The 13,552-nt window shown below is 61.4% G+C and carries 9 protein-coding genes; 6 read left to right on the top strand and 3 right to left on the bottom strand.

Translation table 11 applies throughout. The features are described from left to right. The gene (locus tag JFX23_RS03470; protein WP_198775744.1) at window positions 1-753 is read left to right on the top strand and encodes a hypothetical protein; all 753 of its coding nucleotides are present in this window, start codon (window positions 1-3) and stop codon (window positions 751-753) included. A 680-nt stretch (window positions 754-1,433) separates the two neighbouring features. Next, complete coding sequence (locus JFX23_RS03465) at window positions 1,434-2,558, top strand: alpha/beta hydrolase (RefSeq protein ID WP_198775743.1); 1,125 nt, start codon at window positions 1,434-1,436, stop codon at window positions 2,556-2,558. A gap of 285 nt (window positions 2,559-2,843) precedes the next feature. On the opposite strand, the gene JFX23_RS03460 is transcribed toward JFX23_RS03465, so the two are convergent. After that, window positions 2,844-4,052, bottom strand: a complete 1,209-nt coding sequence (locus JFX23_RS03460) for a hypothetical protein (RefSeq protein ID WP_198775742.1) — start codon at window positions 4,050-4,052, stop codon at window positions 2,844-2,846. 120 nt (window positions 4,053-4,172) lie between these two features. On the opposite strand from JFX23_RS03460, the gene JFX23_RS03455 reads away from it, so the two are divergent. From JFX23_RS03455 to JFX23_RS03440, 4 genes are all read left to right on the top strand, one after another. Further along, window positions 4,173-7,370: an FAD-binding and (Fe-S)-binding domain-containing protein gene (locus JFX23_RS03455; RefSeq protein WP_233050541.1), complete on the top strand. Its 3,198-nt coding sequence runs from the start codon at window positions 4,173-4,175 to the stop codon at window positions 7,368-7,370. Window positions 7,371-7,715: 345 nt separating this feature from the next. Continuing rightward, a complete protein-coding gene (locus JFX23_RS03450) occupies window positions 7,716-8,666 on the top strand; it encodes an ABC transporter ATP-binding protein (RefSeq protein WP_198775741.1) in 951 nt (316 codons plus the stop codon). Then, on the top strand, window positions 8,663-9,511 hold the full coding sequence (locus tag JFX23_RS03445; protein ID WP_332874670.1) for an ABC transporter permease: 849 nt from the start codon (window positions 8,663-8,665) through the stop codon (window positions 9,509-9,511). Before JFX23_RS03450 ends, JFX23_RS03445 begins: the two co-directional genes overlap by 4 nt. Window positions 9,512-9,516: 5 nt before the next feature. After that, a complete protein-coding gene (locus tag JFX23_RS03440) occupies window positions 9,517-10,272 on the top strand; it encodes an ABC transporter permease (protein WP_198775739.1) in 756 nt (251 codons plus the stop codon). 405 nt (window positions 10,273-10,677) lie between these two features. On the opposite strand, the gene JFX23_RS03435 is transcribed toward JFX23_RS03440, so the two are convergent. After that, the gene (locus JFX23_RS03435; protein WP_005963368.1) at window positions 10,678-12,282 is read right to left on the bottom strand and encodes an SLC13 family permease; all 1,605 of its coding nucleotides are present in this window, start codon (window positions 12,280-12,282) and stop codon (window positions 10,678-10,680) included. A 107-nt stretch (window positions 12,283-12,389) separates the two neighbouring features. Next, window positions 12,390-13,550: an FAD:protein FMN transferase gene (locus JFX23_RS03430; protein WP_198775738.1), complete on the bottom strand. Its 1,161-nt coding sequence runs from the start codon at window positions 13,548-13,550 to the stop codon at window positions 12,390-12,392. Between the last annotated feature and the right edge of the window lie 2 nt (window positions 13,551-13,552).

Below are 13,552 nucleotides of genomic sequence, written 5' to 3'. Positions count from 1 at the left end.
ATGACGACCGCACCCCTTTCCCGAAGCACCGTCGGAGCGCATGAAGGCCCCTCCTTCGTCCGTCTCATTGGCGCCGAACTCACCGAAATCCGCTTCTACTGGCTCATTCCCGTGGGCGTGACCGCAGCGAATCTCCTCATCAACGCACTCATCCTCTTCTTCAGCGAAGGGGTGAATGGCGAGCACGATCTTGCATCCTCGATCCCCACGAACTGGGCTTTCAGTTGGTTCATCCTTTTCCTCGTCGTTGGAATCGTCAGAGGACTCTCCTCCACCCCGCAGGCGGCCCTCTCGGGGGCGGGCCTGAAGATGCAGAACCGCGTCGGCTGGGTCTCGGATGGTCTTGAAGCGCTCGGCGCGATCCTCGTCTGGATGCTCGCTATGGCTCTTGTTCCCTCCTCTGAGCGATCCATCTTTCTCGCCGATTCCCAGGGAAACTTCCTCGGACTGCCCCTCCCCTTCATCCTCAGCGGAGCGCTCGCGCTCCTCGTCCTGTGGGCGAGCATCGGTGCGATCGGGAGGATCATCAGCCACTCATTCAGGATCTGGTCGACCTGGGGCGGGCTCTTCTCACTTGTCGTATTGCTCCTTCTCGGTCCCGTTCTGGGCGCCGTGGCGGGCTGGTTCGATACGACAATGAGCGCCGGATCGTGGGAATCGAACTTCGTTCTCGCGATGGGAGGGATCGGGCTCCTCATGGTCCCGATCGCCTGGGTTCTTGGAGAACGCGGGCCAATCCGCACGGTCGGCTGAAGGACTCGGTCGGCTGAGCAAGTCGGTCGGCTGGAGCGCTCGACCGACTGAAACGCTGGCCACGGGAGCGCTTGTCCGACTGGAATGCTCACTCAGGTGTACTACTCGCGCACCGCTTCATTTCTTACCTGTAACCACCGCCTAGACAAAACAAGCGACAGGCTCCTCTGGCGGTCGCTCGTCTCAATTGAGGCGCGCGGCCGCCAAAGCCGTGCGGTTATCCGACGCCGTTCCCACACCCCAAAGACAATCTCGACGCACGCGCCCACACCCCAGACCCGCCGAAAACATAATCAGGGCACAACACGCCTATTCCCAAGCCCCCACACGCACCCCAAAGACAATCTCGACGCGTGCACCCTCACCCCAGACCCACCGAAAACATAATCAGGGTCCGTCAGCGATCGCTCGGGGCCGGGGCACTCCAAAGCTTGCAGTACACCCCCGCTGAGCGCCACGCAGCCCCAAGACCAGGGCTCTGAGCACCCCCGCGTATGCATGCCAGAAGCCCAGCGAGCACGCCTCACCCCCGGTGAGCACTTCTCAGCCCCGACAGGCCACGTGCCCCACCCCCGGTGAGCGCTTCTCAGCCCCGACAGACCACGCACCACACGCCCCGAGGGCGCGCCTCGCAGCCCCGCGAGCGTACGAGAGAGCCCCCGCCCTCGTAGGGTTATCCCATGAGCGAGCAGGACGATGAACTGAGCATTCCCGAAGCGGCACCCGAATACGACGTCATGGAGCCCTGGGCGGCTGACGGTCCCCCTCCGCTTGGCGAATGGCGAGAGGACATCCTCGGTCCGGCCTACGAATCTCAGACGATCCCCCTGATCCCCGATGAGGAGGGTGACGCCTCCGCTGTCCTCGTACGCTATTCGGCCCACCGCGACCCTGACGCCTCCCAGGAGGCGAAGGCTTTCCCCAGTTTCATCGCTCTGTACCTGCACGGACGTAACGACTATTTCTTCCAGACTCAGCTCGCGCAAACAATGGCCGAGGCCGGATGCGCTTTCTACGCTCTTGACCTGCGAAAATACGGACGCTCTTTGCGTCCGTGGCAACAGATCGGCTACGTGGATGATCTGAGTGTCTACGACGAGGAGATCGGCGAGGCTTTGAGCATCATGCACGCCGAGCAGGGACATCTCCCCCTGATTCTCATTGGGCATTCGACCGGCGGACTCATCGCGACCCTGTGGGCGCACCGCCATCCCGGAGCAGTCGCAGGCTTGATCCTGAACTCGCCCTGGCTTGAAATGCACACCATGGCGAATCTGCGTCCCGTCGCTCAGCCGATCCTCGGGCGAATCGCCTCGCGCAACCCGAAGTGGGAGGTCCCCTCCGGTGGTGGCCTCGATTTTTACGGTCGTTCTCTCCTCTACGGTCGCCAGGCGTCCGAACTGCCCATCCCCGAGGGGATCAGCGAGGACGACCCCGTTGTCACCGGATGGGGCTATGTTCGAGCGTGGAAGCGCCCCGAGTCCTACCCGATCCCAGCTGCCTGGTTGGATGCGATCATGGCCGGACACGAGACGATTGAAAAGGACGTGCATTTGACGTGCCCGGTTCTCTCGATGACCTCGACCACCTCGTATTTTGAATCCGAATGGTGCGAGAAGGTCTTCACTTCTGACATCGTCCTCGACGTGGAGATCATCCGGGAGCGCTCTTCACACCTCGCCGACCAGGTCACGATCGCACGTTTCCCCGGCAAGCACGATCTGTTCCTCTCGGATCCGGATGTGCGTGAGAAGGTGTACGACACGATGAAGCGATGGATCGGCGCTTTCGTGACACAGGGCTGATCAAGCATCCCGGGGCTCGCTGATCAAACGTCCTGGGGCTCGACACCTGGGCAGCTGAGAAAAGCGCTTTCAGGCAGTGAGGTAGAGAGTGTGAGGTCGAGAGCAGGGCTCTGAACAGTGGGGCAAAAGCTCACAGCGAAGCCGACGGAACAGAGGGACGGAGGCTCAGCTCTAAACAGAGTGACAGAGGCTCACGCTGAAGCTGAGGGAACAGACCGAAGCTCACGGAACAAAGGAGCGAAGGCTCAGCTCTGAACAGAGAGGTCAAAGCTCACGCAGAGAGGCTCAGGCCTTCGAAGCGTGGCGCCCGCGCGAGCGTCCCGAAGTGCGCGAATACTCGCGGATCATTTCACGGTTGACCTCGTCAATGCTCTCACCAAGGGTCGGGCCCGAAGAACCCGCAACCCGCAGGTGGTCCCACGCATCCGCGAGCCTGGGGAAACGGGCTTCGAGCTCTTCAGGGGAAGCCCATGTCCCGAGCTGGGAACAGATCCGCCCCTCGGAGTCGAGGATCAAATCATCAGGGGCAGCGCAATCCTCATGCGCGTTCAAAGGCACCGACTCGCCGATAAGGGTGGCGAGAACTTTCAGGCCATCGGAATCCCGATTCAGCAAGGGCACACCGTTTTGGCGCGCAGCAAGGAACTCGGCGGCCTCTTGCGCTGGGGCGTTACGGGTCGCCCCATGTGAAGCATGTTCAACGCCAGGGACTGCGCTCGCGTCCGGCTGGGGGGTTTCCCCACTCATATTCGCCCCAGACTCTTCGATGGGCACCTCAGTGAACTCCTCTTCTGGGAGGACGCCCTCAAGGCGCAGCCTCCCCGTGTGAGCGCCATCCTCAGATTCGAGATGAACCTCGTCCTCGTCATGCGGAGGAGGGGGCAGGACGGCGGCGATAGTGGACTGGCCGGCGGGCAGTTGCGGAGCGTGCCCGTACATGCGTGGGCCGACCGCGTTCACCTCAAGGAAAATGCGGCCGTTCGACATGCGACGCAAACTGATTTCGTGAACTTCAACGCCTGAACTCGCGAGCACATCAAGGGCCGGGCGCACCTGCGGGTCAATCGCTCCGACAACCATGACGAGGCGAGGGCCCGCACCGGAGGCGGGAGGCATCGAGTCGCGGAACTCAAGCCAGCCATTCTTGAATGCTTCAACGCCGCCCTCGTATTCATGGGCCAAATCCGCCCAGGACAGGGCCGCAGCATCGGCAAGACGAGACAAGGAAGCGATGAGCGTGTCGGAGTCGAGTTTCGCAACAACCTCCACGGAGACGACCTGACCACTCACATCCAGAGCCGTCAGACGCGGGGAGTCACCCTCGACGGGCAGTCGCGACAATTCCCTCCACGTGATCGGGAAAAGCGGGCGTGCAACGATTTCGAAGACTTGCGAACAGATCGCGTCAACGAGGTCTGATGTGAGCCCGGAGGTGACGGTGTGCCCGAACTGTGCAGGGACCAGTCGTCCGCCGTCGAACTCGAACAGAGGCACCTCGTCTTCCCCTCTCCTTCGTCTTTATGAATGCCTATTATCTCATGGACGAGGGCGGGAGCCACCCCATAATTCGAGCGTCCTGGCCTTCTTCTTGCCTGGAAGTGTCAGAATCGGGCCATGAGCGTTGAATTCGACGGCGGCGATCTTCGAGCCAGGAGCCTCACCCCCGCAGACCCCTCCCCCCTCAATGGGACGGCAAGCCTGCAGGCCGACGCTCCCGCGGACCCCTTCTCGGAGCCCAAGATCGCAGCCTTCCTCAACGCCCTCGTCGATGCGATCGAGGGGGAGGTCGACGCCACCACGGGCACGCGCGCCCGATACTCGACCGACGCCGGCCTGTACCGAATCCCCCCACTCGCCCTCGTCTTCCCCGCAAGCGTTGACGATGTTCTCGCAACCCTCGCCCTTGCGCGCGAATACGAGATCCCCGTGACCAGCCGAGGCGGAGGCACCTCCTGTGCGGGCAATGCGATCGGACCGGGCATTGTTCTCGACTTCACGCGCCACCTCAACAAGGTCGTGTCCATCGATCCGCAGGCGCGCACCGCCATCGTCGAGCCCGGCTGCATTGAGGCGAGCCTGCAAGAGGCAGCCGCCCCATTCGGCCTGAGATTCGGCCCTGACCCTTCGAGCCAGAACCGGGCGAGCATTGGCGGAATGGTCGGCAACAACGCCTGCGGCCCGCATGCGACCGCCTGGGGGCGCACTGCCGATAACATCGTGGCACTCGACTGCGTTGATGGCCTGGGGCGGCGCTTCACTGCGAAACTCGAACACGACCCCTCCTTGCCCGAGGTGCCCGGCCTCGCTGAACTCATTGACTCGAATCTGGGGATCATCCGCACTGAGCTGGGCACTTTCGGGCGTCAAGTGTCTGGCTATTCCCTCGAACACCTCACCCCTGAAAAGCACCGGAATCTTGCGGCGATGCTCGTCGGCACTGAGGGCACGCTCGTCACGATCCTTCAGATCACTGTCCGCCTCGTCGACTTGCCGAGAGCCCCTGTCCTCGTTGCTCTTGGATACCCGGACATGATCGCCGCAGCGGATGATGTCCCCACGGTGCTCGAACATCATCCGCTCGCGGTTGAAGGATTGGATTCGAGGCTCGTGGATGTTGTCCGCCGCCACAACGGCCCCGGCGCGGTCCCCGAGCTGCCCGCCGGGCAAGGGTGGATGATGTGCGAGGTCGGCGGCACAGATCTGGAAGACTCATTGACGAGGGCGAGGGCCCTGGTCGCTTCGGCGCACACGGATGCGGCTGCGATCTACCCGCCCGGAGCCGATGCCCTCAGGTTGTGGCGGATTCGCGCGGACGGTGCGGGCCTTGGGGGTCGCACTCCTTTCAACCCTGAGACTGGGAAAGGCAATGAGCAGGCTTGGCCGGGTTTCGAGGACGCGGCGGTCCCTCCGGCGCGGCTCGGCGCGTATCTGCGCGACTTCACGGCGCTGATGAAGGAGTTCGACATTGACGGGCTCTTATACGGGCATTTCGGGGATGGGTGCGTGCACGTGCGCCTCGATATGCCCCTCGAAACGGATGAGGGGGTCGCGCATTCGCGTCGTTTCTTGGAACGGGCCGCCCAGTGCTGTGCCTCCCACGGCGGTTCCGTGTCGGGTGAGCACGGGGATGGGCGGGCACGCAGCGAACTCTTGCGTTTCATGTACTCGCCCGCCATGCTTGACCTTTTCGCCCAGGTGAAGGGCTTTTTCGATCCGAAGAACCTGTTGAACCCGGGAGTCCTCACCGCCCCAATGAGTGCCGCTTCAGCGGCGGTGCGAGCTGGGGCGATCCGCCCGGGCACAAAGCTGGGCGCGGATGTGGAGGATGTGGATCCTCAGCCGGGGGTTGACCTCGTTGATCATTTCTTGCGCCGCCCCGCCTCTCGGCGCCTTCCCGCCGATGGGGGTTTTGCTTTCCGTGAGGATCACGGGGACTTCGCGACTGCGGTTCATCGCTGCACCGGTGTGGGCAAGTGTCGCGCCGGAGTGCCCGGGGCTTTCATGTGTCCAAGCTGGGAGGCCACCAAGGATGAGAAGGATGTGACTCGTGGGCGCGCCCGCACCCTCCAAGACGCAGCGAATGGGCAGCTCATCGCCTCAATCGACTCTCCAGAGGTCCTGGAGGCTCTCGATTTGTGCCTCGCCTGCAAGGCCTGTTCCTCAGATTGCCCGGCGGGCGTTGACATGGCGAAGTACCGCTCTGAGGTTTTCTTCCGCAGATATCGGGGGCGCCTTCGTCCGCTCTCGCATTACACGCTCGGCTGGCTTCCTCGGTGGACTCGTTTGAGCGCCTCAATCCCCGGTGCTGCCGCCCTCGCGAATGCGCTCTTGGGTGTCGATGCGCTGCGTCGCCTCGTCTTCTCATTCATCGGCTTGGATTCTCGCCGCCCAATGCCCGCCCTGCAGTCGGGGACTTTCTCGAAGTGGGCGAGGGCGCGTGGCATTTCCTCTTCTTCTCCCTCCACTCAGGAGGCTTCGACTGCGCCGACCCAGACCTCTGTTGCTTCCGCTTCTCAGGGTGGGCAGGCTTCGACCTCGTCACCTGAAAAGTCGATGCGCGGCGCTGGTGGGCCTCGCGATCCGAAGGGGCGGCGTTATGTCCTCGTGTGGGCGGATTCCTTCTCGCAGACTCTTGACGACACGGGTGCCCGCTCGATCGTTGAGCTTTTGGAGGCGAATGGTTTTGCCGTCATCGTCGCCCCGGACGTGTGCTGTGGTCTGACGTGGATCACGACCGGGCAGTTGAGTGGCGCGAAGAAGAAGCTCTCGGCCTTGCTTGATGCTCTGGCGCCTTTCGCGGCGAATGGGATTCCGATCCTCGGTGTCGAACCCTCGTGCACTGCGGTCCTTAGAGATGATGTGCTCGATCTTCTGCCTGAGGATCCGCGTTCCTCGCTGCTGGCCAGGGGCACTTTCACACTGTCGGAGTTGCTAGCGACGGTGCCCGATGAGGATCTCAATCTTCCTGATCTTTCCGGTGTTGAAATCGTGGCGCAGCCGCACTGCCACCACTATTCGGTCATGGGATGGTCGGCGGATCGTGCTCTCCTCGACCGTTTGGGGGCAACAGTCACGCAGCTCTCGGGTTGTTGCGGCTTGGCCGGGAACTTCGGCATGGAGAAGGGCCATTACGAGGTGTCCGTGAAGGTCGCGGAGAAGTCTTTGTTGCCCACCCTCGCTGAGCATCCTGGGGCTGTGTATTTGGCTGATGGATTCTCCTGCCGCACTCAGGCCGCGCAGCTTGCCGAACGGGGCGGCATGCACTTGGCGACACTGCTCCTGCATGGCGGGAAGACTCAGCCGGGGACGTGAACAGGATTGAGACCTGCCTGTTCGCTACCGGGCTTCGGGGGAAGGGATCCTTGGGCTTTGAGGGGAAGGGGCTTCCCTGAGCTTTACCCTGCGGACGCCAAGCTTCGGCTTTGGCTTTGGCTTTGGCTTTGAGGGGAAGGTACTCCTTTGAACTTCGCTCCTCGAGGCTCAGCATTCTTCCTCGCGCTGTCATAAAGGACCGCTGTTCCTCCGAATCCACCGCTCCTCCGAATCCACCGCTCCTCCGAATCCACCGCTCCTCATACCTCGGTATGAGTCTGTGATGAAGCAGAATCATTCCTCGGCACGATGTGGATGCGCCCAGCACAACGGCATCATCGTGCCATGACGTACTCCACCGTGATTCCACACAAGGGCGCCTCCACCTCGTCCTGCGCTGATGCCGTCATCACCCACAATCTCAGCAAATGCTTTGACGGCCACACAGTCGTCGATTCCCTCGATCTTCGCATCCCCACCGGATGCGTCTACGGATTCCTGGGCCCCAACGGTTCAGGTAAATCGACGACAATGAAGATGATCCTCGGTTTGCTCCTGCCCACCTCCGGTGAGGTTCACCTTTTCGGACAGCGCGCCGATGAAAGGACTCGAGCCCGGCTCATGCCCCGCATTGGCTCGATGATCGAAACTCCTCCAGGTTATGGTCACCTCACTGGAATGGAGAATATGCGGATCGTCCAAAAGATGCTCCGCCTAAGCGATCAGCAAATCAATGACGCCCTTGCCCTTGTTGGTCTCAGCGCATACAAGGATCGACTCCAACGCCAGTATTCCCTTGGCATGAAACAACGCCTCGGCATTGCAATAGCGCTCGCCCGCCAGCCGCAACTCCTCGTCCTCGACGAGCCGACGAACGGCCTGGACCCAGCCGGAATCGAAGAGATCCGTGAGCTCCTCATCCACCTGGCAGACGAGGGCGTCACCGTCATGGTGTCCAGTCACCTCCTCGACGAGGTCGACAAGATGGCTTCAGTCATTGGGATCTTGTCCGAAGGGAAACTCGTCTTCCAGGGAAGCCGGGAAAAGCTCTTCTCCCGATCCGTTCCCGATGTCATCATTTCGACGCCCCAAGCTGCCCGGGCGCACGCCCTCGGCTTCCCCGGGAGCGCTACTCCACGAAGCCTCATAGTCCCCGGATGCCGCGAAGAGGATGTTGCTCGTCTCATCGTGGAACTCGTGCGAGCTGATATTCCGATTTATGAAGTCAGCCGGGCACCCCAACGTCTCGAGGACGTTTTCATGGATCTCACTTCTCTCAATGGCGGTCAACAATGAGCCCCCTTCCCCTGCCCTCATCACGGATGGAAGAAAGCGGAATGCCAGGGGCACAGGCAGACGAATGGAAACCCCTCAATCTTGCTGCGCTCGTGAGAATTGAATTGTCTAAGATGCGACGCTTGCATACCCCGGTGATCCTCCTCGCTCTCGTCGTTGTCATCGTCCTTTTCGAAGGGGGCACCCTGTATAGCGCAAGCTCCCAGGCAATCGCCTCCGACCCCTCAAAATTGCCGTGGGCACAGGAACTTATCAGCGTCGCAATGATTAATGCCCTCCTTCATCCGATTCTTGTCGCCGTCATCTCCTCCCGGCAGGTGGATATGGAGAACACTGGCGACGGATGGATGCTCAATGCCACAGCGGGAACGAGGCCAGGACGACTCATGCGAGTCAAACTCATCGTTCTCGCCCTGATCCTCTTATTCGCCTGCACTTTCCAGCTCGGAGCGATCCTTGTGCTCGGACTGCATTCGGGGATCACTGTCCCCTTTGATGCGCTTCCCTGGATTGGCTATTTCCTCATGCTCTGGGCTGTGGACTTAGTCCTCACAGCCGGTCATGTTCTTCTTTCTGCTCGTTTCGAGAACCAACTCATCAGCATGGGAACCGGCTTATTGGGGGCTTTCGCTGGAATCTATCTATTTCTCGCCCCTATGAAGCTCGCTCGCTGGCTGCCGTGGGGATACTTCGCCGTCATCAATCCGACATGTCTGGTTGGTGAGGCAGGAGACGTGCGAGTCGAATACTGCGAGCCGGGCACTGCTTGGCTCATCGGGCTCTTCGTCCTCGTCGCAGTCATTTTCGCGGTGCTCACGCGCCGTGCGGATACGATCAAGGGGTAAATGTCATGGTCCGCGCAGAGCTTCTCAAACTCCGTCGCTCAATGGTGTGGGTATTCGTTCCACTCTTGTCATTGCTCGCCGTCATTTCCGGGGGCGTCAATTATTGGATGAATAGGGACGTGCTCACCAAGGGGTGGGCGTCCTTGATCGGTCAGACGACCCTCTTCTACGGCACGCTCTTTTACGCGCTGGGAATTGGTCTCATTGCCTCCGCCGTATGGCGTCCAGAGCACCGCTCTTCCTCATGGAATGTGGCATTGACCTGTGGGATTTCACCCCTGAAACTGGTTCTCACCAAGGCCTTCGTCATCATGATTCCGACATCGGCCCTCCATATGTGCTTCATCATCTACACCTGGATATTTGGGATCACTGTCGGCCTGGGAGTGGGCGTTCCCTCATTCTTCATCGCTTCGTTCGTTCTCATCATCGTCCTTTCCATACCGCTCGTACTCCTCCAATCGCTGCTCTCGATGCTGATGAAGTCCTTCGCGGGTCCAGCTGCGCTCGCCATGGGAGCGTCGATCCTCGGTTTCCTCTTCACCCTCTTGCCGGGAAGGATCACGCAAGTGCTTTCCTTCGCACTCCCGCATGCCTTGTGTACGCGGGGGATTCTTCTCGGCTCATCTGCGGTGAGTAGTTCTGGGGCGATCGAGGGGCAAACTGTTGCAACTCTTCTCCTTGCCGGGCTGATCGACATTCTGGTCATGCTCGCTGTGACAGTTTTCGTCGTGCGCCGTCGGACAATCGAGAGACGATAAAGGCGCAACACGACTCCGGTAGTAGTGAAGTCGAGCCAGCAGCTACTCAACTTGGGGCTGGTCATCAATGTGCATTTCGCGCGCACGAAGCACGTCGACCTGCTCTGCGTAGGTCTTGAACTGTTTCGCTCGCGTCACTCCCGCGGGCGCCTTTTCGAGTACAAAGACCGGCCCTGGACTCCCACCGAAGATGGGGAGCGGAACCGATCGTGTTGACTTCATGCTAGCTCAGCGTCGAGAGGGAACAGCCCCGACCTCGTCGATAGGGAAAAGACGAGGACGGGGCTGTCGTTGAAACGCTCGGCTGCGCCGAATGAGCCTGCTCCGAATGGCCCTGCACCAAGAGCCGAAGGGGCCTTCGCTAAGAGAGCCTTCGGCGAGAAGCTCGGCCCAGCGTGTCGCGTTTTAGAGGGTGAGGCCGAAGACGGGGACTCCAATGAGCAAGACGACGACCGTGATGAGCACGACGCCGGCGATGTTGAGCCACAGGCCCGTCTTCGCCATGTCCCCGATCTTGATGTAGCCCGAGCCGTAGGCGACCGCGTTGGGCGGGGTCGCGACGGGGAGCATGAAGGCGAATGTCGCCGCCAGCGCCACGGGCACGACGAGCAGGAGGACGTTCATCGGATTCTCGGCGGTCACGCCAATTCCCATTGCAACGCCACCCATGATCGGCAGGAAGGCCGCAGCGGTTGCCGTATTGGAGGTGAGTTCCGTCAAGAAGATGATGAGCGTCGCGACTGCGGCAACGATAACGAGGATCGGCAAGGTTCCTAGTCCCTTCGCCTGCTCGCCGATCCACAAGGACAGGCCGAGCTTGGAGAACATCGCGGAAAGGGAGAGGCCGCCGCCGAAGAGGAGAAGCACATCCCAGGGCAGATCATTCGCCGTCTTCCAGTCGAGGAGTCGCTTGCCGCTCTTGACATCCGTGGGGATGAGGAAGAGGAGGGCGGCGGCGATCATCGCGATCAGAGAGTCGGAGATATTGAGTGCCGAGCCGGTGACATCGAGGAGGATCGGCACGAAGACCCAGGAGAAAGCGGCGAGGACGAAGATGACCGCGACCATGATTTCTCCTCGGCTCATTCTTCCGAGTTCTTTCCACTGCTGGAGGATCAATTCGCGTCCGCCGGGAATGTCGTCGACTTCGGGCTTGAACATGACGAAGACCATGAGCCACCAGGCGAAGAAGAGGAAGACGAGGGCGAGGGGCGCGCCGACGAGCATCCACTGGCCGAAACCAATGTTGATGTCGTGGTTTTCAGCGAGGTAGGCGACGAGGAGCGCGTTGGGCGGGGTGCCGATGATCGTTGCGACCGAACCGATGGATGCCGAGTAGGCGATACCGAGCATGAGGGCGGTGGCGAAGCGCTTCACCTTGTCCATGCCTCCGACGAGGCCCGCAACGAGGGTGAGGACGGACATGCCGATCGGGAGCATGACGACTGCGGTCGCGGTGTTCGAGACCCACATCGACAAGAAGCCGGTGGCGATCATGAATCCGAGGATGAGTTGGCGCGGCTTCGTGCCGACGAGGAGGACCACGCCGAGGGCGATCCTGCGATGCAGATTCCATTTCTGCATTGCCAGGGCGAGCATGAAGCCACCCATGAACAGGAAGATCGTGTCGGAAGCGTAGGGGGCTGCGACATCTTTGAATTTCGCGACCTGGAAGGCCGGGAAGATGACGAGCGGCAGGAGGGCGGTGGCGGCCAGGGGGATCGCTTCGGTCATCCACCAGATCCCGAGGAGGACTGCGGCAAAGACGACGACTCGCAGGCCGAGGTCGGTGTAGGGGGTGAAGTCCTTTCCGGCTTTCTCTGCGGCAGCTTGGGCGACGGCGTTGACTTGCTCGACTCCGCTCTTGGGGAAGATGTAGAAGGCAAGGATCGCGAGGGCGAGGCCGAGGAAGATACCGATGAATGAGCGCATCCATGCGCTCTTGTCGGGTGCCTCTTCTTTTTCAGCGCGGGCAACCGAAGTCGATTCATGTGTGATAGGAACACTCATATAGTCTCTGTACTCCTGTGAACAGCTGTGAAGTGTCGATGCGACACCTCACAATAAAGGGACCTTGGTCCCAGTTCTAGAGTTTTTCGAGAGTGTTGTCCTAATCGTTATCTTTCAAGCGAAGAAACTCCTGCGGATTCTTCTTTGGGGATCCACCCCGCTGCGGGGGACGAGATCGTCTCCTCCCCCACGACAACCCACTCCCATTCGCTGCTCACTCCGCGTCGATGTGCCCACTCGCGCAGCTTCTCCTCATCAATGCACTCCACGCCGCCGACGATCAGAGCCGTTGATAAGGCTTCTGCCATCACCCCCGATTCACAGATCACCGTCGCCTGGCGAAGGCGAGGGGCTGCGGGGCAGCCCGTCCTCGGATCGAGAATATGGTGGCCCCAGATGCGCGGGTCAGGAAGCAGCGCCCCGCTGCGCTCCTCGCTCACGTGATCCTCTCTGCGCGCCTCAGCTCTCTGGCCCGCTTCACGCCCCTGGCGCACCTCAGCTCCCTGGCCCGCTTCACGCCCCTGGCGCACCTCGGCTCCCTGGCCCGTCTCGCTCGCTTGGCCCGCCCGAGGCGCCAGAAGACGCGGCCCACAGGTCCCTGAAGTGGACAGAGCCCCTCCCTTGAGCATCACTCTTCCGATCCACTCGTTCTCTGCCCCATCGGGGTCTCGCAGGCCCACCCGCCACTCGCCACCATCCGCTCGATGCCCGTGCACCGCAATTGAGGAGGTGCCCATCGACACGAGGACCCCCTCGGCCCCCAAACGCACCGCAGCATCGCGCAGCTCATCCGCGCCAGCTCCCTTCGCGATCCCCCCAAGGTCAATCGGGCCTCGTCGAAAGGCAGGTAGGTTCTTCGCCCGCCCTCGTCTCAGCCTCCAGCGTCCGACGTCGTCTCTTTCGAGTCCGGGTTCTGCCGCCCAGGCGCGCACGCTCGCGAGCACCTCCTCGGAAGGTGGCGAGGGCAAAGGCCTTCCTTCGACGAGGGCGCGCCTCCAGCCCTTGACATCCCAGAGTTCACCCATCTGGCCGATCAGGGGGTTGAAAGCGCCACCGCACGCCTCCGATAGGGCGAGCGCGTCTTGGAGAAGCGCGTCGCTTCTTTCATCGACCTCGCACCAGGAGTCACCCTCGTTGATCCGTGACACATCGGAGTCGGGACGGAAAACCGACCAGAGGGACTCAAGTTCGGCGAGCAGGACGCAGGACTGTGAGGTGATCTCCCTCAGGTCTCCCCCATGTCCGATGATGTCGACGCGCGTGCCCATTG

The organism is Schaalia cardiffensis (assembly GCF_016405145.1).
GTDB lineage: Bacteria > Actinomycetota > Actinomycetes > Actinomycetales > Actinomycetaceae > Pauljensenia > Pauljensenia cardiffensis.
Note: the sequence above shows the minus strand (reverse complement) of the source record. Positions and strands in the feature narration are given on the sequence as shown.

Excerpts from the sequence above, each read along its gene's own strand:
- JFX23_RS03470 (WP_198775744.1), top strand. The coding sequence starts at position 1 with ATGACGACCGCACCCCTTTCCCGAAGCACCGTCGGAGCGCATGAAGGC.
- JFX23_RS03465 (WP_198775743.1), top strand. The coding sequence starts at position 1,434 with ATGAGCGAGCAGGACGATGAACTGAGCATTCCCGAAGCGGCACCCGAA.
- JFX23_RS03455 (WP_233050541.1), top strand. The coding sequence starts at position 4,173 with ATGAGCGTTGAATTCGACGGCGGCGATCTTCGAGCCAGGAGCCTCACC.
- JFX23_RS03450 (WP_198775741.1), top strand. The coding sequence starts at position 7,716 with ATGACGTACTCCACCGTGATTCCACACAAGGGCGCCTCCACCTCGTCC.
- JFX23_RS03445 (WP_332874670.1), top strand. The coding sequence starts at position 8,663 with ATGAGCCCCCTTCCCCTGCCCTCATCACGGATGGAAGAAAGCGGAATG.
- JFX23_RS03440 (WP_198775739.1), top strand. The coding sequence starts at position 9,517 with ATGGTCCGCGCAGAGCTTCTCAAACTCCGTCGCTCAATGGTGTGGGTA.
- JFX23_RS03435 (WP_005963368.1), bottom strand. The coding sequence starts at position 12,282 with ATGAGTGTTCCTATCACACATGAATCGACTTCGGTTGCCCGCGCTGAA.
- JFX23_RS03430 (WP_198775738.1), bottom strand. The coding sequence starts at position 13,550 with ATGGGCACGCGCGTCGACATCATCGGACATGGGGGAGACCTGAGGGAG.